The sequence below is a fragment of the Peiella sedimenti genome (assembly GCF_030504955.1).
GTDB lineage: Bacteria > Pseudomonadota > Alphaproteobacteria > Caulobacterales > Caulobacteraceae > Brevundimonas > Brevundimonas sedimenti.
This window is the reverse complement of sequence record NZ_JAUKTR010000001.1, coordinates 911,964-930,693: the sequence shown is the minus strand read 5'-3', so window position 1 is coordinate 930,693 and position 18,730 is coordinate 911,964. Positions and strand designations below refer to the sequence as shown.

19 protein-coding genes and 1 tRNA gene are annotated in these 18,730 nt (G+C 67.1%); 16 read left to right on the top strand and 4 right to left on the bottom strand.

Annotation, left to right across the window (positions count from 1 at the left end; translation table 11 throughout):
* Positions 1-124: 124 nt before the first annotated feature.
* Together Q0812_RS04830 and Q0812_RS04825 are read left to right on the top strand one after the other, a co-directional pair.
* Positions 125-2,071, top strand: coding sequence for a hybrid sensor histidine kinase/response regulator (locus tag Q0812_RS04830; RefSeq protein ID WP_302109143.1), 1,947 nt, complete (start codon positions 125-127; stop codon positions 2,069-2,071).
* Between the two features lie 60 nt (positions 2,072-2,131).
* On the top strand, positions 2,132-2,476 hold the full coding sequence (locus Q0812_RS04825; RefSeq protein ID WP_302109142.1) for a hypothetical protein: 345 nt from the start codon (positions 2,132-2,134) through the stop codon (positions 2,474-2,476).
* A 101-nt stretch (positions 2,477-2,577) separates the two neighbouring features.
* Here the strand turns inward: Q0812_RS04825 and Q0812_RS04820 are convergent.
* Both Q0812_RS04820 and Q0812_RS04815 read right to left on the bottom strand, forming a co-directional pair.
* A tRNA-Asp gene (locus tag Q0812_RS04820) sits at positions 2,578-2,654 on the bottom strand.
* Between the two features lie 93 nt (positions 2,655-2,747).
* Entirely contained in the window at positions 2,748-4,409 is a 1,662-nt protein-coding gene (locus tag Q0812_RS04815) for an AbgT family transporter (protein ID WP_302109141.1), read from the bottom strand.
* Positions 4,410-4,610: 201 nt separating this feature from the next.
* On the opposite strand from Q0812_RS04815, the gene Q0812_RS04810 reads away from it, so the two are divergent.
* Genes Q0812_RS04810 through nuoI form a run of 11 tightly spaced genes read left to right on the top strand, consistent with a single transcriptional unit; the run spans position 4,611 to position 13,489 of the window.
* Positions 4,611-4,988: an NADH-quinone oxidoreductase subunit A gene (locus Q0812_RS04810; RefSeq protein WP_302109140.1), complete on the top strand. Its 378-nt coding sequence runs from the start codon at positions 4,611-4,613 to the stop codon at positions 4,986-4,988.
* Positions 4,958-5,569 (top strand): NuoB/complex I 20 kDa subunit family protein, encoded by a 612-nt coding sequence (locus tag Q0812_RS04805; protein WP_302109139.1) that lies wholly within the window; start codon positions 4,958-4,960, stop codon positions 5,567-5,569. Before Q0812_RS04810 ends, Q0812_RS04805 begins: the two co-directional genes overlap by 31 nt.
* A 17-nt stretch (positions 5,570-5,586) precedes the next feature.
* Entirely contained in the window at positions 5,587-6,192 is a 606-nt protein-coding gene (locus Q0812_RS04800; RefSeq protein WP_302109214.1) for an NADH-quinone oxidoreductase subunit C, read from the top strand.
* Positions 6,192-7,406 (top strand): NADH-quinone oxidoreductase subunit D, encoded by a 1,215-nt coding sequence (locus Q0812_RS04795; protein WP_302109138.1) that lies wholly within the window; start codon positions 6,192-6,194, stop codon positions 7,404-7,406. Before Q0812_RS04800 ends, Q0812_RS04795 begins: the two co-directional genes overlap by 1 nt.
* Positions 7,403-8,071 (top strand): NADH-quinone oxidoreductase subunit NuoE, encoded by a 669-nt coding sequence (nuoE, locus tag Q0812_RS04790; RefSeq protein ID WP_302109137.1) that lies wholly within the window; start codon positions 7,403-7,405, stop codon positions 8,069-8,071. Before Q0812_RS04795 ends, nuoE begins: the two co-directional genes overlap by 4 nt.
* Positions 8,068-8,334 carry a hypothetical protein gene (locus Q0812_RS04785; RefSeq protein ID WP_302109136.1) on the top strand — a complete coding sequence of 89 codons (267 nt, stop codon included), beginning with the start codon at positions 8,068-8,070 and terminating at the stop codon, positions 8,332-8,334. The genes nuoE and Q0812_RS04785 overlap by 4 nt, the downstream gene beginning before the upstream one ends.
* A gap of 3 nt (positions 8,335-8,337) precedes the next feature.
* Entirely contained in the window at positions 8,338-9,654 is a 1,317-nt protein-coding gene (nuoF, locus tag Q0812_RS04780) for an NADH-quinone oxidoreductase subunit NuoF (RefSeq protein WP_302109135.1), read from the top strand.
* Positions 9,655-9,660: 6 nt separating this feature from the next.
* Entirely contained in the window at positions 9,661-11,727 is a 2,067-nt protein-coding gene (gene nuoG, locus Q0812_RS04775) for an NADH-quinone oxidoreductase subunit NuoG (protein WP_302109134.1), read from the top strand.
* A gap of 3 nt (positions 11,728-11,730) precedes the next feature.
* Positions 11,731-12,798 (top strand): NADH-quinone oxidoreductase subunit NuoH, encoded by a 1,068-nt coding sequence (nuoH, locus tag Q0812_RS04770; RefSeq protein WP_302109133.1) that lies wholly within the window; start codon positions 11,731-11,733, stop codon positions 12,796-12,798.
* Complete coding sequence (locus tag Q0812_RS04765) at positions 12,798-12,998, top strand: hypothetical protein (RefSeq protein WP_302109132.1); 201 nt, start codon at positions 12,798-12,800, stop codon at positions 12,996-12,998. Before nuoH ends, Q0812_RS04765 begins: the two co-directional genes overlap by 1 nt.
* On the top strand, positions 12,998-13,489 hold the full coding sequence (gene nuoI / locus Q0812_RS04760; RefSeq protein ID WP_302109213.1) for an NADH-quinone oxidoreductase subunit NuoI: 492 nt from the start codon (positions 12,998-13,000) through the stop codon (positions 13,487-13,489). Before Q0812_RS04765 ends, nuoI begins: the two co-directional genes overlap by 1 nt.
* 45 nt (positions 13,490-13,534) lie before the next feature.
* Here nuoI and Q0812_RS04755 read toward each other — a convergent pair whose 3' ends face one another.
* Together Q0812_RS04755 and Q0812_RS04750 are read right to left on the bottom strand one after the other, a co-directional pair.
* Entirely contained in the window at positions 13,535-14,620 is a 1,086-nt protein-coding gene (locus Q0812_RS04755) for a hypothetical protein (RefSeq protein WP_302109131.1), read from the bottom strand.
* Between the two features lie 73 nt (positions 14,621-14,693).
* Positions 14,694-15,524, bottom strand: a complete 831-nt coding sequence (locus Q0812_RS04750; protein ID WP_302109130.1) for a methyltransferase domain-containing protein — start codon at positions 15,522-15,524, stop codon at positions 14,694-14,696.
* A 205-nt stretch (positions 15,525-15,729) separates the two neighbouring features.
* Between Q0812_RS04750 and Q0812_RS04745 the strand changes: the two genes are divergently transcribed.
* Genes Q0812_RS04745 through nuoL form a run of 3 tightly spaced genes read left to right on the top strand, consistent with a single transcriptional unit; the run spans position 15,730 to position 18,728 of the window.
* Positions 15,730-16,350: an NADH-quinone oxidoreductase subunit J gene (locus tag Q0812_RS04745; protein ID WP_302109129.1), complete on the top strand. Its 621-nt coding sequence runs from the start codon at positions 15,730-15,732 to the stop codon at positions 16,348-16,350.
* A complete protein-coding gene (gene nuoK, locus Q0812_RS04740; RefSeq protein ID WP_302109128.1) occupies positions 16,347-16,655 on the top strand; it encodes an NADH-quinone oxidoreductase subunit NuoK in 309 nt (102 codons plus the stop codon). Before Q0812_RS04745 ends, nuoK begins: the two co-directional genes overlap by 4 nt.
* Before the next feature lie 3 nt (positions 16,656-16,658).
* Positions 16,659-18,728 (top strand): NADH-quinone oxidoreductase subunit L, encoded by a 2,070-nt coding sequence (nuoL, locus tag Q0812_RS04735; protein WP_302109127.1) that lies wholly within the window; start codon positions 16,659-16,661, stop codon positions 18,726-18,728.
* Positions 18,729-18,730 lie beyond the last annotated feature (2 nt).

The window sequence follows — 18,730 nt, the reverse complement described above, 5'->3', positions numbered from 1 at the left end:
CCAGATTACATCGCCGACAGGTCCCCCGAGCGAGGAGCGTCGATATACGCGGCCGGTCCGGAACTGGATCACCTCGAAGGCGTTTTGGCGCACTTGGGGGAGGGGTAGATGTGTAATGTCAGTCATGCCGCTTCCTGAGCCCAACGTCGACGACGGGGACGAGGGGCGTTATCGCCTGCTGGTTGACGCGATCGCGGACTACGCCATCTATATGCTCGACCCCTCTGGGCGGGTCAGCAGCTGGAACGCTGGGGCTCAGCGGTTCAAGGGATATCAGGCCGAAGAGATCATCGGCGAGCACTTCTCCCGCTTCTATGCGCCCGAGGATCGCCAGCGCGGCGCGCCGGAAACCGCGCTGCGGACAGCGGCGGAAGAGGGCCGCTTCGAAACCGAGGCCTGGCGGGTCCGCAAGACGGGCGAGCGTTTCTGGGCTCACGTCGTCGTCGACCCGATCCGTTCGCCCTCAGGCGAGCTGTTGGGTTTCGCCAAGATCACGCGGGATCTGACCGAGCGGAAGCTGGCCGAAGAGGCCCTGCGCCGGAGCCAGGAGCAGTTTCGCCTGCTGGTCCAGGGCGTGACCGACTACGCCATCTATATGCTCGACACCGACGGCAACGTCAGCAGCTGGAACTCCGGCGCCGAGCGGATCAAGGGCTATCAGGCCGAAGAGATCATCGGCGAGCATTTCTCGCGCTTCTATACCGAGGAGGATCGTGAGGCGGGGTTGCCGGCCGTCTCGCTGCGTACTGCGCGGCAGGAAGGCCGGTTCGAGAAGGAAGGCTGGCGTCAGCGCAAGGATGGCACGCGCTTCCTGGCCCACGTCATCATCGACGCCATCTATTCGGACGAGCGCGAACTGATCGGCTTCGCCAAGATCACGCGCGACATCACCGAGCGGGCCCGCGCCCAGAGGGAGCTGGAACACGCCCGCGAGGCGCTGTTCCAGTCTCAGAAGATGGAGGCCATTGGCCAGCTGACCGGCGGCGTCGCCCACGACTTCAACAATCTTCTGATGGCGGTGCTGGGCAGCCTGGAACTGGTCAAGAAGCGGCTGGCCTATGATCCCAAGGTCACGCCGCTGATCGACAACGCCATGCAGGGCGCGCGCCGCGGGGCGCTGCTGACCCAGCGCATGCTGGCCTTCGCCCGCAAGCAGGAGTTGGAGGCCGGTCCGGTCGATCTGCCGTCGCTCGTTCGAGGCATGAGTGACTTTCTCGGCCGCACGCTGGGCCCTTCCATCGAGGTCGACGCCCGCTTTCCCGCGCGCTTGCCGCCGGTCATGACCGACGCCAATCAGCTGGAGACGGCGCTGCTGAACCTGGCCGTCAACGCGCGGGACGCAATGCCCGAGGGCGGCGCCATCATCATCCGCGCGGCCGAGAAGACTCTGACGGAGCCGCAGGGCGACCTTCAGCCCGGCGAATATGTCCAGCTACGCGTCACCGACACCGGCCAGGGCATGGACGTCGAGACCCTGGGGCGCGCGGCCGAACCCTTCTTCACGACCAAGGGGGTGGGCAAGGGGACAGGGCTGGGGCTCGCCATGGTGCATGGCCTGGCGGCCCAGTCGGGCGGCGCACTCACCCTGGAGAGCACGCCGGGCGAGGGGACGACAGTGACTCTGTGGCTGCCGGTCGCCACCTCGCAGATGGCCTCCGACGAGGGGCCCGAGCCCGCGCAGCATGACGGCGCAGGCGCCCCCCTGCGCGTCCTGGCGGTGGACGATGACGACCTCGTCCTGTTGAACACGGTCGCCATGCTTGAGGATCTGGGCCATGAGGTCGCCCAGGCGTCCACCGGCGATGAGGCCCTGGCTCTGATCTGCGGCGGCGCATCCTTCGATCTGGTCGTCAGCGACCAGATCATGCCCCGCATGACAGGCGTGCAACTGTCCGAAACCCTCGCGGTGGAGGCGCCCGACCTGCCCGTGATCATCGCGACGGGCTTTGCCGATCTGCCCGAAGGCGCCGCCTTGGGCCGGCCGCGCCTGGCCAAACCCTTCACGCAGGAAGACCTGCGCCAGGCCGTCGAGCAGACGCTATCGGAAGGTCCCCGCCTGCCGGGCCTCTAGCCGCATCGGGCTTGAGCCCATACGCTTGACCCTGAGATCATTGTCTCGGGGAGAACGCCTTTGTCCATCCTGGTTTCTTCAGCCCTCGCCCTGCTCGTCCAGTCGGGAGGCGGCCAGGTGGAGGCCCCGCCCTATGCGGACCTCGTGCGCTGCTACGCCGTCTACAATATGGGGGCCGACGCCGTTATGCCCGACATGGACCGCGCCAACCGGATCGGCGTGGTGGCTGAGGCTACCGCTGTGATGGCCGTCGGCGTCGGCGGCCGTTCAGGCAAGAGCGAAGCCGCCGTCAATCAGGAACTCAACGAGTCGGTTCAGCAATACATCGACCAGGGCCGCGAGCCGGGCCAGATGATCGGCGACATGGCCGCTTGTGACCGGGTCACCCGCATGAGCAGCCGCTGACGCGCGCTCGACTTAGATCATCTCGCGCCCGGGGGCGCGGCGTTGGAAGGGAAGCTTAGGGAACGTTGCGCGGCGCCACTTCGGCCTATCGGGAGGAGAAGTGGCGCGAGTGACGGGGCTCGAACCCGCGACCTCCGGCGTGACAGGCCGGCACTCTAACCAACTGAGCTACACCCGCGCAGTCCCGATGCGAAGCAGCCGCCCCGCGTCGAGGGGCGTCGTTTAGGCGGGGCCTCGACCGACGTCAAGCCGGACGAGGCCCCATTTTTCGCTAGCCTTGTGGAGCGGGCCGACCCTGCGGAAGCGGGGTCGCGGCCTGCACCGGCGCCGAAGGTCCGGTCAGGGCTTCCGGCTGCGCGGCGACGGCTGCCGGCGGGGCCTGATAGCGGACCGCCTCGCCGGGCCCCAAAGGCAGCTGCAGGGCCGCCCAGGCCCCCGTGAGGATGGCGCCTGTGACGCCGAAGGCCAGGGAGTAGGGCAACATGACAGCCATGAGGCTGCCCAGCCCGAAGTCCTTCACCCATCGCTGAGCGAAGGTCAGGATCAGGGGGAAATAGACCATCAGGGGCGTGATGATGTTGGTGACTGAATCGCCCATGCGGTAGGCCGCCGTGGTCATGTAGGGGCTGACGCCCACCAGCATCAGCATCGGCACCAGGATGGGCGCCAGGAACGCCCATTTCGCGGACGCGGAACCCACGAAGATGTTCACCAGCGCGGCGACGATCACGATGGACACCAGCAGCACGAACAGCTGCGCGGCGCCGATCGGCTCGGTGGAGCCCGGCTCGATCCCGGACAGCAGGCGGATCTGCTCGGCGCCCGCCACGGCCATGATCGGTCCGAGGCCGGACCAGTTGAACAGCGCCACGAAATGGGCGGCCACGAAGGCCAACACGATGTACGGCCCCATGTCGGCCATGGCCTGGGAGGTCATGCGTACGATGTCGCGGTGACTGCGGATGGTGCGGGCCGCCATGCCGTAGGCCACCCCGGTCAGCAGGAAGAGTAGGAAGAAGGCGGCCACCAGCGAGTGATAGAAGGGCTGCAGGCGCGCGGCGGGCGTTTCGCCTTCCGGGTCGATCAGCGGGGCCGAGGGGGACAGCACCAGCCAGGCGAACAGACCGATCACCAGCAGGGCGGCCCCAAGCGCCCAGAACAGGCCGGCCCGTTCGCGGGGCTCCAGCGGCTTTTCGGCGTCTTCGATGGGCGCGCCCGGGATGGGGGTCCACACGCCCAGCCGCGGCTCGACGATCTTGTCCGTCACCCACCAGCCGACGGGGACGAACAGCAGGGTCATGCCCGTGATGAACCACCAGTTGCCGGCGATGTTGACCGAGAACGAGGGGTCTACGAGCTGCGCGGCCGGCTCGGTCAGGCCCAGCAACAGGGCGTCCAGCTGCCCCGGAAAGATGTTGGCGGAAAAGCCGCCTGACACGCCGGCGAAGCTGGCGGCGACCCCCGCGATCGGGTGGCGTCCGGCCGCGGCGTAGATGGCTGCGGCCAGCGGTATCAGGACCACATAGGCGGCATCCGCCGCGTGGTTGGCGACAATGGCCACGAAGATGACGATCGGCGTCAACAGTCCGCGGGGCGCCTTTGAGACCCCCGCCTTCATGGCCGATGAGAACAGCCCCGTGCGTTCGGCCACGCCGGCGCCGAGCATGACAACCAGCACATAGCCTAGCGGCGCGAACCCGGTCAGGGTGTCGGGCATGTCCTCGAAGAGGCGGCGAAGGTTCTCTCCGGCGAACAGGCTCTGGGCCCGGATGACGTCGCCGGTGATGGGATTCACCGCCTGCCAGCCCTGAGCGGCGGCGAAGACGCTGAAGCCCATGAGCCCCAGGATAAGCCAGACGAATATGAAGACGGGGTCTGGAAGCCGGTTGCCCGCCTTCTCGACCCCGTTCAGCAGCCAATTGCCGATGCCCATTGTATGGAATCCCCTAGATTGACCACCTCCCCGTCGGGAACCTTGGCAAACGGTGTTTCGGCTGTCGATTCCAGACCGGCATTATGCGAGCCGTTCGCAAGAAAATCCTTTCGCTCCGGTGTTTGAACCCGGCTGGCCTTCGGTCTAAGAAGCCCCCGAATCCGCCGCCCCTCGCCGGGCTGGCGAAAAGGCGAGCCGTCCATGACCGCATTCCTGCTTGAATACCTGCCGATCGTGATCTTCCTGGGGATCGCGGCGGTGCTGGGCCTGGCCTTCATGGTCGCGGCCTGGGTGCTGGCCCCCAAGAACCCGGACGCCGAGAAGCTCTCGGCGTACGAGTGCGGCTTCAACGCCTTCGACGATGCGCGCATGAAGTTCGACGTGCGCTTCTATCTGGTGTCGATCCTGTTCATCATCTTCGACCTGGAAGTGGCCTTCCTTTTCCCCTGGGCGGTCAGCCTGATGGGCCTCGAGCGGCCCGACATGGTCTTCGCCTTCTGGTCCATGATGGCCTTCCTGGGCGTGCTGACGGTCGGCTTCCTCTACGAATGGAAGAAGGGAGCCCTGGAATGGGAGTGATCCTTCCCACCAACGCCGACGCAGCGGGCCTGCCGGCCTATGGTTCGGCCGGGCGCAGCACCGTCGAGGGCTATGATCCTCAGAAGCACGACCGCTTCTTCGAGGCGGTCAACGCCGAGCTGGGCGAAAAGGGGTTCCTGACCGCGTCGCTCGACGACGTCATCACCTGGGCCCGCACGGGCAGCCTGATGTGGATGACCTTCGGCCTGGCCTGCTGCGCCGTGGAGATGATGCAGGCCTCGATGCCGCGCTTCGACATGGAGCGGTTCGGCATGGCTCCGCGCGCCAGCCCGCGCCAGTCGGACCTGATGATCGTGGCCGGCACCCTGTGCAACAAGATGGCTCCGGCCCTGCGCAAGGTCTACGACCAGATGCCGGACCCGCGCTACGTGCTGTCCATGGGCAGCTGCGCCAACGGCGGCGGCTACTACCATTTCAGCTATAGCGTGGTGCGTGGCTGCGATCGCATCGTGCCGGTCGACGTCTACGTGCCGGGCTGCCCGCCCACGGCCGAGGGGCTGCTCTACGGCCTGCTGCAGCTGCAGAAGAAAATCCGCCGCACGGGGTCCATCGAGCGATGAGCGACGTGGCCAAGGAAATGGCGGGCCTCGGGAAGGCGCTCACCAAGGCGCTGGGCAGGGACTGTCTGGCCGCGGAGGCGGCCTTCGGCGAGCTGAACCTGCGCGTGCCGCGCGAGGCGGTGATCCGGGTCATGGAGGCCCTAAAGTCGGCGTTCGAATTCCAGCAGCTGGTCGACCTGTGCGGCGTGGACTACCCCCAGCGAGCCGAGCGTTTCGACGTGGCCTATCACCTGTTGTCCATGACGCGGAACCAGCGCATCCGCGTCCTGGTCTCGGCGGACGAGACCAACCCCGTACCCTCGATCACGGGCGTGTTCCCGAACGCCGACTGGTTTGAGCGCGAGGCTTTTGACCTGTACGGGATCGGCTTCTCGGGTCACCCCGATCTGCGCCGCATCCTGACCGACTACGGCTTCGTGGGGCATCCCCTGCGCAAGGACTTCCCGATGACGGGTTATGTGGAGTGCCGCTGGGACGAGACCCAGAAGCGCGTGGTCTACGAGCCGGTCAAGCTGCCGCAGGAATTCCGCAACTTTGATTTCCTGTCCCCATGGGAGGGGGCCGAGTATGCGCGTGGGTCCGGCGTGCTTCCGGGCGACGAAAAGGCGCAAGGGGTGAAGTAATGGCCGCCGACGGCGACATCGACATCCACGCGCGCGGCGAGGACGACCGCAAGTTCACCATCAACTTCGGCCCGCAGCACCCTGCGGCCCACGGCGTGCTGCGCCTGGTGCTGGAGCTGGACGGCGAGGTGGTCGAGCGCGTCGACCCGCACATCGGCCTGCTGCATCGCGGCACCGAAAAGCTGATGGAGGCGCGCACCTACATCCAGAACATCCCGTACTTCGACCGCCTCGACTACGTGGCGCCGATGAACCAGGAGCACGTCTTCTGCCTGGCCATCGAGAAGCTGCTGGGGCTGGAGGTTCCGTACCGGGCCCAGCTGATCCGCGTGCTGTACTGCGAGATCGGCCGCATCCTGAACCATCTGCTCAACGTCACGACCCAGGCCATGGACGTCGGCGCGCTCACGCCCCCGCTGTGGGGCTTCGAAGAGCGCGAGAAGCTGATGGTCTTCTACGAGCGCGCCTCGGGCTCGCGCCTGCACGCCAACTATTTCCGCCCCGGCGGGGTGCGCCTCGATCTGCCGCCCGAGCTGGTCGAGGATATTGACCGCTGGACCGTTGAGTTCCCCGCGGCGCTGAAGGACATCGAGAGCCTCGTCACCGAGAACCGCATCTTCAAGCAGCGCAACGTCGACATCGGCGTGGTCTCCAAGCAGCAGGCGCTGGACTGGGGCTTCACCGGGGTGATGCTGCGCGGTTCGGGCGTGCCGTGGGATCTACGCCGCAGCCAGCCCTATGAGTGCTACGCCGAGCTGGAGTTCGACGTCGTCACCGGCGTCAACGGCGACTGCTGGGACCGCTATCTCTGCCGCATCGAGGAGATGAAGCAGTCCATCCGCATCATGCGTCAGTGCTGTGAAAAGCTGCGGGTGACGCGCGGGCCGGTGCTGGCCGAGGACCACAAGGTCACGCCGCCCAGCCGGGGCGAGATGAAGCGCTCGATGGAGGCGCTGATCCACCACTTCAAGCTCTACACCGAGGGCTTCCGCACGCCCGAGGGCCAGGTCTACGCCGCCGCCGAGGCGCCCAAGGGCGAGTTTGGCGTCTATCTGGTGTCGGACGGCACCAACAAACCCTACCGCTGCAAGATCGCCGCGCCGGGCTTCAAGCACCTGCAGGCCATGGACTGGATGAACCGCGGCCACATGCTGGCCGACGTGTCCGCCATCCTGGGCAGCCTCGACATCGTCTTCGGAGAGGTGGACCGATGAGCGTCCGTCGTCTGGCCAAGGAACAGCCGGCCTCGTTCGCCTTCTCCAAGGCGACGATGAAGGAGGCCGAGTGGTGGATCGCCAAGTACCCGGCCGAGCGCAAGCAGTCGGCGGTGATCCCGATTCTGTGGCTGGTCCAGAAGCAGGAGGGCTGGGTCTCCGAGCCCGCGATCCGCGCCATCGCCGAGTTGCTGGGCATGCCCACCATCCGTGTGCTGGAGGTGGCCACCTTCTACACCATGTTCCAGCTGTCGCCCGTGGGCTCAAAGGCCCTGGTGCAGGTGTGCGGCACCACGCCCTGCATGCTGCGCGGCGCCGGCGACCTGATCCAGGTGTGCAAGGACAAGATCGGACCCAAGCAGGCCCTGTCGGCCGACGGCAAGCTGTTCTGGGAAGAGGTCGAGTGCCTGGGCGCCTGCTGCAATGCCCCTATGGCGGCGATCAACGACTATTATTTTGAAGACCTTACCGCCGAAACCTTGAGTCAGATCATAGACGACTTCGCCGCCGGCAAGTCGCCCAAGCCGGGCTCGTACATCGGCCGCGTGGCGTCCGAACCCGAGGGCGGCCCCATGACCCTGACCGATCCGTCCCTGTACGACGGCTCGGCCGCCAAGAAGATCAAGGTGCTGCCCAACAGCCAGCCCAGGAAGGAGCCGGCGTGACGGCTCGCCCTGATCTGGATACGCCCGAGGGCCGCGCCGAATACCGGCGCGAACTGCGCGCCGTGGCCGCGCCGTGGCGGCTGGGCGGGCTGGCGCTGATCGTGCTGGGCGCGCTGGTCGTGTTGTCCGTATCAGGCGGCGCCCTGCCGCAGCAGGCGACCCTGGTGGGCTATGGCATGCTGGCGCTGGGCTGGGCCGCCATGGTCGTGGCCATCTTCCTTCGCACCCGTCATCACAAGCGCCGTCTGGCGGAAGGACTCTAAAGCGTGGTCGGGATTCTTCAGGACAAGGACCGCATCTTCACCAACCTCTACGGCCTGCACGACTGGGGCTTGGAAGGGGCGAAGAAGCGCGGCTGCTGGAACGCCACGGCCGACATGATCGCCATGGGCCGCGACTGGGTGATCGACAACGTCAAGAACTCTGGCCTGCGCGGCCGGGGCGGGGCGGGCTTCTCCACGGGTCTGAAGTGGTCCTTCATGCCCAAGGAGGTGAGAGAAGGGCGGCCGCACTATCTGGTCGTCAACGCCGACGAGTCCGAACCCGGGACCTGCAAGGACCGGGAGATCATGCGCCATGATCCGCACCTGCTGATCGAGGGCTGCCTGATCGCCAGCTTCGCCATGCAGGCGCACGCTTGCTACATCTATATCCGCGGCGAATACGTGCGCGAGCGCGAGATCCTCGAGGCCGCCATCAAGCAGGCCTACGAGGCCAGGCTCGTGGGCAAGAACAACGTCCACGGCTGGGATTTCGACATCTACGTCCACCACGGCGCCGGGGCCTATATCTGCGGCGAGGAGACGGCCCTGCTCGAAAGCCTGGAGGGCAAGAAGGGCCAGCCGCGCCTGAAGCCGCCGTTCCCCGCCGGCGCGGGCCTCTACGGCTGTCCGACCACGGTCAACAACGTCGAGTCAATCGCGGTCGTCGGCACGATCCTGCGTCGCGGCGCCGACTGGTTCGCGGGCTTCGGCCGTCCGAACAACACCGGCACCAAGCTGATGTGCGTGTCAGGCCACGTGAACAAGCCCTGCAACGTGGAAGAGGCCATGTCCATTCCGCTGAAGCAGCTCCTGGAAGAGCACTGCGGCGGCGTCACCGGCGGCTGGGGCAACCTGAAGGCCGTGATCCCGGGCGGCTCGTCCGTGGCCCTGATCCCGGCGGAACAGTGCGAAACCGCCCTGATGGACTTCGATTCCTTGCGCGACCTCAAGTCGGGCCTGGGCACAGCGGCGGTGATCGTCATGGACCAGTCCACCGACCTGGTCCGGGCCATCGCGCGCATCAGCTACTTCTACAAGCATGAGAGCTGCGGCCAGTGCACGCCCTGCCGCGAGGGCACCGGCTGGATGTGGCGGGTCATGGAGCGCATGGCGGCCGGCGAGGCCGAGCCGGGCGAGATCGACCTGCTGCTCGACGTGGCCGGTCAGGTCGAGGGCCACACCATCTGCGCCCTGGGAGACGCGGCCGCCTGGCCGATCCAAGGCCTGTTCCGCCACTTCCGCCCCGAGGTGGAAGAGCGCATCAACACCTATCGCGCGCGCAAGGGCTCCTTCGCGGGCCACGCGATCGCGGCGGAGTAAAGAGGAATGCCCGTAGCCAAGGTCAACGGCGTCGAGGTCGAGTTCGAGCCCGGCATGACCGTGCTCCAGGTGGCCGAGCGCGCGGGCGAGGAGATTCCGCGCTTCTGCTATCACGAGCGCCTGTCCATCGCCGGCAACTGCCGCATGTGCCTGGTCGAGGTGAAGCCGGGGCCGCCCAAGCCTCAGGCGAGCTGCGCCCTGCCGGCCGCCGACGGCCAGGAGATCTTCACCAAGACGCCCATGGTGGAGAAGGCCCGCAAGGGCGTGATGGAGTTCCTGCTCATCAACCACCCGCTGGACTGCCCCATCTGCGACCAGGGCGGCGAGTGCGATCTGCAGGACCAGGCCATGTACTATGGCCGCGACGAAAGCCGCTATCTCGAGAACAAGCGCGCGGTCGAAGAGAAGGCCATCAGCCCGACCATCAAGACCTATATGACGCGCTGCATCCAGTGCACGCGCTGCGTCCGCTTCGTCACTGAAATCGCTGGTGAAAGCGAGATCGGCCTGATCTCACGCGGCGAGGACGCCGAGATCATCACCTATGTCGAGGACGCGGTCACGTCCGAGCTGTCGGGTAATCTGAGCGACATCTGCCCGGTGGGCGCGCTGACGCACCGGCCCTGGCAGTTCCACTACCGCCCGTGGGAGCTGAAGAAGACCTTCAGCGTGGACGTCATGGACGGCATGGGCTCCAGCATCCGCGTCGACAGCCGCGGCGCCGAGGTCATGCGCATCCTGCCGCGCGTCCACGAGGGCGTGAATGAGGAGTGGCTGGGCGACAAGAGCCGCTACATCGTCGACGGCCTGAACCGCCAGCGCCTGGACCGGCCCTATGTGCGCCGGAGCGGCAAGCTGACGCCCGCCTCGTGGGACGAGGCGCTGGACGCCGTGGCGGCCAAGCTGTCGGCCTCATCGCCGGATCGCGTCGGCGTCATCGCGGGCGATCTTCAGGACGCCGAGTCCATGAAGGCGGCGCTGGACCTGTTCCGCGCCCTGGGCTCGGCCAACACCGACTGCCGCCAGGACGGATCGGCCCTGGGCGGCGGCGCCGAGCGGGCCGGGTGGCTGTTCAACTCCACCATCGCCGGAATCGAACAGGCCGATGTGGTGCTGCTGGTCGGCGCTGACCTGAAGCGTGAGGCGCCGCTGCTGGGCGCGCGCCTGCGCAAGGGCTGGCTGGCCAACCACGTCACCGTGGGCGCCGTCGGCCGGGCCGTAGAAACCACCTTCGGCGTCAAGCAGCTGGGCGGCGGTCTTCAGTCCCTGCTGAAGCTGGACAAGGACTTCGTCAGGCTGATGGAAGGGGCCAAGGCGCCCGCCATCATCGTCGGCCCCGGGGCCTTGTCGCGCGAGGACGGGCCGCAGGTGCTGCGCGCCGTCGCCGACATGGCCAAGGCTTACAACGTCGTTCGGCCCGACTGGAACGGCCTCAACTTCCTGCACAACGCCGCCAGCCGCGTGGCGGGCCTGGACATGGGCTTCCTGCCGGGCGCCGGCGGTCTGTCGGCGCGCGAGATGCTCAAGCCCGGCGCCCTGGACGTGCTGATGCTGCTGGGCGCGGATGAGTGCGACGCCTCGGCCAGTTCGGCCTTCAAGGTCTATGTGGGCAGCCACGGCGACCGCGGCGCGCACGGCGCCGACGTGATCCTGCCGGCCGCGGCCTGGGTCGAGAAGCCGGGCCTCTATGTGAACATGGAAGGCCGGGTGCAGATGGGCGAACGCGCCGTCTTCCCCAAGGGCGAAGCCAAGGAGGACTGGGCCATCCTGCGCGCCCTGTCCGAGCGCCTCGGCAAGACGCTGCCCTACGATAGCCATGACCAGCTGCGGGCCCTGCTGATGGCGGAGCATCCCAGCTTCGGCCGCATCGACTATGTGCCCGAGGCCGCTCAGCCGTTGGACCTGTCCAGCCTGGGCGACCGCAAGCTGGTGCAGAAGGCCGAAGATACGGGCGCCTTCGCCAGCCCCATCACCGACTACTACCTCTCGAACCCCATCGCGCGGGCCAGCGTGATCATGGCCGAGCTGTCGGCCCTGCGCGTCAAGGCCCAGGCCCCCATGGCGGCGGAGTAACCCATGAACGGCTTCTGGAGCTCTCCGCTCGGCTGGACGCTGATCACCACGGGCCAGATCCTGCTGGTCACGGTCGGCATCCTGATCTCGCTGGCCTTCCTGCTGCTGGCCGACCGCAAGGTCTGGGCCGGGGTGCAGATGCGAAAAGGGCCCAACGTGGTCGGCCCCTTCGGCCTGCTGCAGTCCTTCGCCGACTTCTTCAAGTTCGTGCTGAAGGAGATTGTCGTGCCCGCCGGCGCCGACAAGATCGTGTTCCTGGCCGCGCCGCTGATCACCTTCATCCTGGCCTTTATCGCCTGGGCCGTGATCCCGTTCGCGCCGGGCTGGGTCATCGCCGACCTGAACGTGGGCATCCTCTACATCCTGGCGATCAGCAGCCTCGGCGTTTACGGCATCATCATGGGCGGCTGGGCTTCGAACTCGAAGTACCCGTTCCTGGGCAGCCTGCGCTCTGCGGCGCAGATGGTTTCCTACGAGGTCTCCATCGGCTTCGTCATCATCACCGTGATCCTGCTGGCCGGGACCATGAACCTGTCCGAGATCGTCACCCTCCAGTCCGGCTGGATCTGGAACTGGAACGTATTCGGCGGCGGCCTCAACAACCTGCCGATGATCGTCATCATGCTGCCCATGGCGATCGTCTTCTTCATCTCGGCCCTGGCCGAGACGAACCGCCCGCCTTTCGACCTGCCCGAGGCGGAGTCCGAGCTCGTGGCCGGCTATCAGGTGGAATACTCCTCCACGCCGTATCTGCTGTTCATGATCGGCGAGTACGCCAACATCGTCTTCATGTGCGTGATGGTGACGCTGCTGTTCTTCGGCGGCTGGAACCCCGGCTTCCCGATCGGCTTCGCCGACGCCTGGCCCGAGTTTGCGCGCAACCTGTTCCTGTTCGGCGTCTTTTTCATCAAGGTCGTGCTGTGGTTCATCATGTTCGCCATGGTGAAGGCCTTTGTGCCCCGTTACCGCTACGACCAGCTGATGCGCCTGGGCTGGAAGGTGTTCCTGCCCACCTCGCTGGTGGCCGTCGTCGGCATCGCCGCCTGGCGCGTGTTCGGACCGGGGGCGTGATGCGCGCCCTGTTCGCCCTTGGCCTGCTGCTGACGGTCGCCGCCTGCGCCGCCTATGAAGGGCCGCCGCAGAACCCCTATGCCCAGTACGAGCAGCAGGAGCGCATCCGCCGTGAGGTGGAGGAGCGCCAGAGCCTGTGCGCCACGCTGGACCGTGACGACGAACGCTGGGAGCGGCTGTGCAGCCGGAGCGTGAGATGATGATGCAACGTATCGGCCAGGCCGTCCGCGGCGCCATGCTGCTGGATGTCTGGGGCGCCATCGGCTTGTCGCTGAAGTACATGGCCCGTCCCAAGGCGACGGTGAACTATCCGTTCGAGCGCAACCCGCAGTCGTCGCGCTTTAGGGGCGAGCACGCCCTGCGCCGCTATTCCAACGGGGAAGAGCGCTGCATCGCCTGCAAGCTGTGCGAGGCCATCTGCCCGGCCCAGGCCATCACGATCGAGTCCGAACCGCGTCCGGACGGCAGCCGCCGCACGACCCGCTACGACATCGACATGGTCAAGTGCATCTACTGCGGCCTGTGCCAGGAGGCCTGCCCCGTGGACGCCATCGTCGAGGGCCCGAACCAGGAGTTCTCGGTCGAGACCCGTGAGGAGCTCTACTACGACAAGGAGCGTCTGCTGGCGAATGGCGACCGCTGGGAGCGCGAGATCGCCCGCAACCTGCGCATCGACGCGCCGTATCGGTGATGCGCGTCCCCTCTCTCGCGAGGGGGAGAAGGGACAGCGGCCCTATCAGCGCCTGTATTGCACCCGTGCTTCGAGTTCGGCCCAACGGCGGGTCAGCTCGCGTAGCTCCTCACGCAGGCGGGCGGCCTCGGTGCGGCTGATAGCGCCGCTGCGCTCGCCGGCGGCGATGCGGGCCTCGATCTCGGCCGCGCGCGGATCGGGATAGTAGCCGTCCGTGTAACCGTCGTCGCCGATGCGGCGCTCAAGGTCCGCCAGGCGGCGGGTCAGCTCCTCCTGTTCACGCCGGCTCAGGCCATCGCGTCGGTAGTCGGTTTCCATCCGCATCAGGCTCTGGAAGTCGGCGTTGAGCCGGATCGCCTCGGCGCGGCTCAGGGTGCGGGCGCGCACGGCGGCCTGGACGCGGCTTTCGAAGGCGTAGCGGCGCTCGGCCAGAGGCGTCCAGGGCTGGTCGTAGCCGCCGCCATAGTCGTCATCGCGGCGCTCGTCGGCGACACGCTGGGACAGGGCGCGATAACGCTGGCGCAGCTCGGCTCGTTCGGATTCGGTGATGCGGCCGTCCGCGGCGTAACGGGTTTCCAGCTGCACCAGCGCCTCGTAGTCGGAACGCAGGCGGGCCGCCTCGGCGCGACTGATGGAGCCGTCTCGAATGCCGGCCTCAATACGGGCGTCCAGATCGGCCCGGCGCTGATAGAGGGGGCGACGACCCCGGCCCCAGTCGTCCTCCAGCGCCTGATCCTGCTGGGCGGGCTGAACGCCGAACAGGGCGCCGAGGAGGGCGCCGAAGACGCTGCCGGGCTGGTCCTGAACCGAGGTTTGGCCATAGGAGGTGTCGGGATACAGCGGCCCCACGGTTCCGGTCGCCCCGCTGCAGGTCAGGACGCCGTCACGGTTGCTGATGGCGCTGCGGCAGTCGACGACGCGCAGGGAGCTCCAGCGCCAGCCGCCTTCGGCCTGGCACTGCGCCGAGACATAGCCGTTGGCCAGTTGCTCGACGTTGCGACACGAGGACGGGATGGCCGGACCCTGGTTGCCGTAAGAAGTGTAGGGCGTCTGCGCCTGGGCGGCGCCGGCGGCGGACAGGGCCAGGGCGCCGGCCGCGAGGGCTGACAGCGTGGCTTGATGGGCGGTCATGGGGAGTTCTTTCCAGCGAAACTTCTGCCCACAGAACGGTGTTGGGCAGTTAAGGTTGCTGGGGGCGCCCCGATCACACCCGCCGGGCGATGGTCTCCATGACCAGCGGCGTCACCACGCGAGCGTTCGGATCGCGCGATGCGGCGTCGAAGTCCGCGCGAATACGGTCGGCCCAGGCCTGTTCGACCTTTCCGGCGCCGACCAGGTGGCGCAGGTAGCCGTGGATGAAGCTGTGCGGCCAGCGCCAGGTGTATTCGTCCGGTCGCGCGATCCAGACGATGGGCCGCTGCGCCTCGATGCGGAACCCGGCCTGGGGCAGCATTTCGCCGAAGCGGCGCGAGATGTCCGGCTCGGTCCCCGACGCGCGCCAGTCGGCCAGGACGAAGTCCACGAAATCGCGCTGGCTCTCCACCTCGGGCAACAGCCTGAAGGTCTGCCAGTCGACGTACTCGTGAATGACCAGGGCGCCGCCGGGCTTCAGCGCGCCGGCCAGCTTTTTCAGGGCCAGGGTCGGGTCGGGCAGGAAGGCCAGCACCCAGCGAATCCAGGCTCCGTCGAAGCCGTCAGCCCCGAAATCGTCCTCCATCAGGTCCATGCGTCTGGGCTTGATCTGATCCAGGCCCAGCGCGTCGCGGGTGGCCGCAAGGTGCGCCAGGAAGCGGTCCGAGCGCTCCAGCGCCAGAACCTCGCCGGCCTTGCCGACGATGCGCGCCAAGTCCGTGGTGGCCCAGCCGGGTCCAGCGCCCACATCGATCAGGCGCGAGCCTTCGGTGAATCCGGCTGCCCTCCAGCCGGTCATGGCCTCGGCCTGCCAGACACGATGCTGCAGGCCCAGGCGGGCGATCTCCTCGTCGTGGGTGCCCAGGAGGTAGCTGCGGTCGGGGGGCGGAGCGGCTTCGGTCATGGCGCCAAGATGGGCGCTCGGACGCGGTTTCGCCATCCGTTTCGCGCGGTGGAAATCGGGCTCCTTTCGCCCGCCTTCGCCCTTTGCATTCCCGAACCGGCGGTCTAGAAGGTGCGCGCCCGGACCGGGCGCGGGGAGGGGGGATTCGTCGCCCCTTTTCAGCGTTCGCCGGCCCGCCCGGCCGATTTCGGAGTTCTCCGCGCCCATGCTCGAGGCGATCGCCTTCTACATTCTCGCCGCCGTCACGGTCCTGTCGGGCCTGGCGGTGATCTCGGCCCGCAACCCGGTCCACTCGGTGCTGTTCCTGATCCTGGCCTTCTTCTCGTCGGCCGGACTGTTCGTGCTGATGGGCGCCGAGTTCCTGGCCATGCTGCTGGTGGTCGTCTACGTGGGCGCCGTCGCGGTCCTGTTCCTGTTCGTCGTCATGATGCTGGACGTGGACTTCGCCGGGCTTCGCGCCGGCTATGTGCGCTACCTGCCCGTGGGCGGGGTAGTGGCCATCATCCTCCTGGCCGAGATGATCCTGGTCTCCTTCGCCGTGGCCAACGCCGGCGCGGCCAGCGAGGCGACGCGGCCCGTGGTGGGCGACGCGCCGAACACGGTCGCCATCGGCCGGGTGCTCTATACGCAGTACGCCTACTTCTTCCAGATCGCCGGCATGGTGCTGCTGGTCGCCATGATCGGGGCCATCGTCCTGACCTTGCGCCACAAGCCCACCGTGCGCCGCCAGGACATCAGCGTTCAGGTGGGCCGCCGCCGCGACCTGTCGGTGAAGTCGGCGCCCATGCCCACTGGAAAGGGCGTCAAGCCGGAGGATCTGCTGTGACGATCGGCCTTGGCCACTATCTGACGGTCGCCGCGATCCTGTTCACCATCGGGGTCTTCGGCATCTTCGTGAACCGCAAGAACATCATTGTCATCCTGATGTCGATCGAGATGATCCTGCTGGCGGTGAACATCAACTTCGTCGCCTTCTCCGCCTTCCTGGGCGACGTGGCGGGCCAGATCATGGCCATGTTCGTCCTGACCGTGGCAGCCGCCGAGGCCGCCGTCGGCCTGGCCATCCTCGTCACCTTCTTCCGTAACCGCGGCGGCATCGCCGTGGATTCTGCCGACCTGATGAAGGGCTGAGCCTTGACGCCCCAGACGATCGTCACCCTGGCCGTCTTCGCGCCTCTGCTGGGCGCGCTGATCGCGGGCCTCACCGGCCGCCGCATCGGCGACAAGGCCTCCATGGCCGTGACCACGGGCCTGCTGTTCCTATCCTGCGCCCTGGCCTGGACCAACTTCGCCGCGCACGCCTGGGGCCATCAGGAGAACTTCCTGGTCGAGCTGTTTCCCTTCATCCAGGTGGGCGACTTCCAGTCGACCTGGTCGATCCGCATCGACGCCCTGTCGTCGGTCATGCTGATCGTGGTGACGACGGTGTCGGCGCTCGTGCACCTCTATTCCTGGGGCTACATGGCCGAGGATCCGTCCAAGCCGCGGTTCTTCGCTTACCTGTCCCTGTTCACCTTCGCCATGCTGGCCCTGGTGACGGCCAACGACTTCATGCAGCTGTTCTTCGGCTGGGAGGGCGTGGGCCTGGCCTCCTACCTGCTGATCGGATTCTGGTACCAGAAGGACACCGCCAGCGCCGCCGCCATCAAGGCCTTCGTGGTCAACCGCGTGGGCGACTTCGGCTTCGCCCTGGGCATCATGACCGTCTTCTGGATGTTCGGGACCATCCGCTTCGACGAGCTGCTGCCCCTGTGGGGGACCGTGCAGGGCGAGGGCTGGTCGTTCCTGGGCCAGACCTGGAGCGCTCTCGATCTCGCCGGCTTCCTGCTGTTCATCGGCGCCATGGGCAAGTCCGCCCAGTTCTTCCTGCACACCTGGCTGCCCGACGCCATGGAAGGTCCGACCCCGGTCTCGGCCCTGATCCACGCCGCCACCATGGTGACCGCCGGCGTCTACATGGTCTGCCTGCTCAGCCCGCTCTACGAGCATGCGCCGATCGCGGCGATGATCATCGCGATCACCGGGGCCATCACCGCCCTGTTCGCCGCCACGGTCGGCCTGGCCCAGAACGACATCAAGCGCGTCATCGCCTATTCGACCTGTTCCCAGCTGGGCTACATGTTCTTCGCGGCGGGCGTGGGGGCCTATCAGGCCGCCATGTTCCACCTGTTCACCCACGCCTTCTTCAAGGCCCTGCTTTTCCTGGGCGCCGGCTCGGTGATCCACGGCATGCACCACGAGCAGGACATGCGGAACATGGGCAAGCTGGCCCGCTACCTGCCCATCACCTATGCGGTGATGATGATCGGCACGATCGCCATCACGGGCCTGGGCATTCCCGGTCACGACTTCAAGTTCGGCTTCGCGGGCTTCTATTCGAAGGACTCCATCCTCGAGAGCGCCTTCGCCGCCGGCCAGCATAACCCGGTGGGCATGTTCGCCTTCATCATCGGCCTCTTCGCCGCCGGCCTGACCGCCTACTACTCATGGCGTCTGGTGTTCATGACCTTCCACGGCAAGGCCAAGTGGGAGCACGGTGACGCTCACCACGCCGACGACCACGCCAGCCACGCCCAGCTGGAGACCCACGACGAGCCGCTAGCCGATGATCACGGCCATGGCCACCACGGCCACGATCACAAGCCGCACGAAAGCCCGTGGGTGATGATCCTGCCGCTGCTGGTGCTGTCGGTCGGAGCCGTCGCTTCGGGCTTCGTCTTCTGGGACTTCTTCGTCGGCCACCATGAGGGCGAGTTTTGGCGCGGCGCCATCTTCACGGCCGAGCACAACCACGTCCTGCACGAGAGCCACGAGGTTCCGACCTGGGTTCTGTTCGCGCCCCTGGTGGTCAGCCTGACCGGCACGGCCTTCGCCGTCTGGTTCTACCTGATCCGTCAGGGTCTGGCCGCGCGCATGGCCGACAACGGCGGGCCGCTGCACCGCTTTCTTTACAACAAATGGTTCTTCGACGAGCTGTACCAGGCGGTGTTCGTACGGGGCGCGAAGGGCCTGGGCGACCTCTTCTGGAAGGTGGGCGACGTGCGCATCATCGACGGCCTCGGCCCCAACGGCGCGGCCTGGGCGGCGCTGAAATCCGGCGCCCGCGTCGTGAAAACCCAGACCGGGTACGTCTACCACTACGCCTTCGTCATGCTGCTGGGGGTCGCCGGGCTGCTGACCTTCGCGCTGTACGCCTGGGGCTGAGG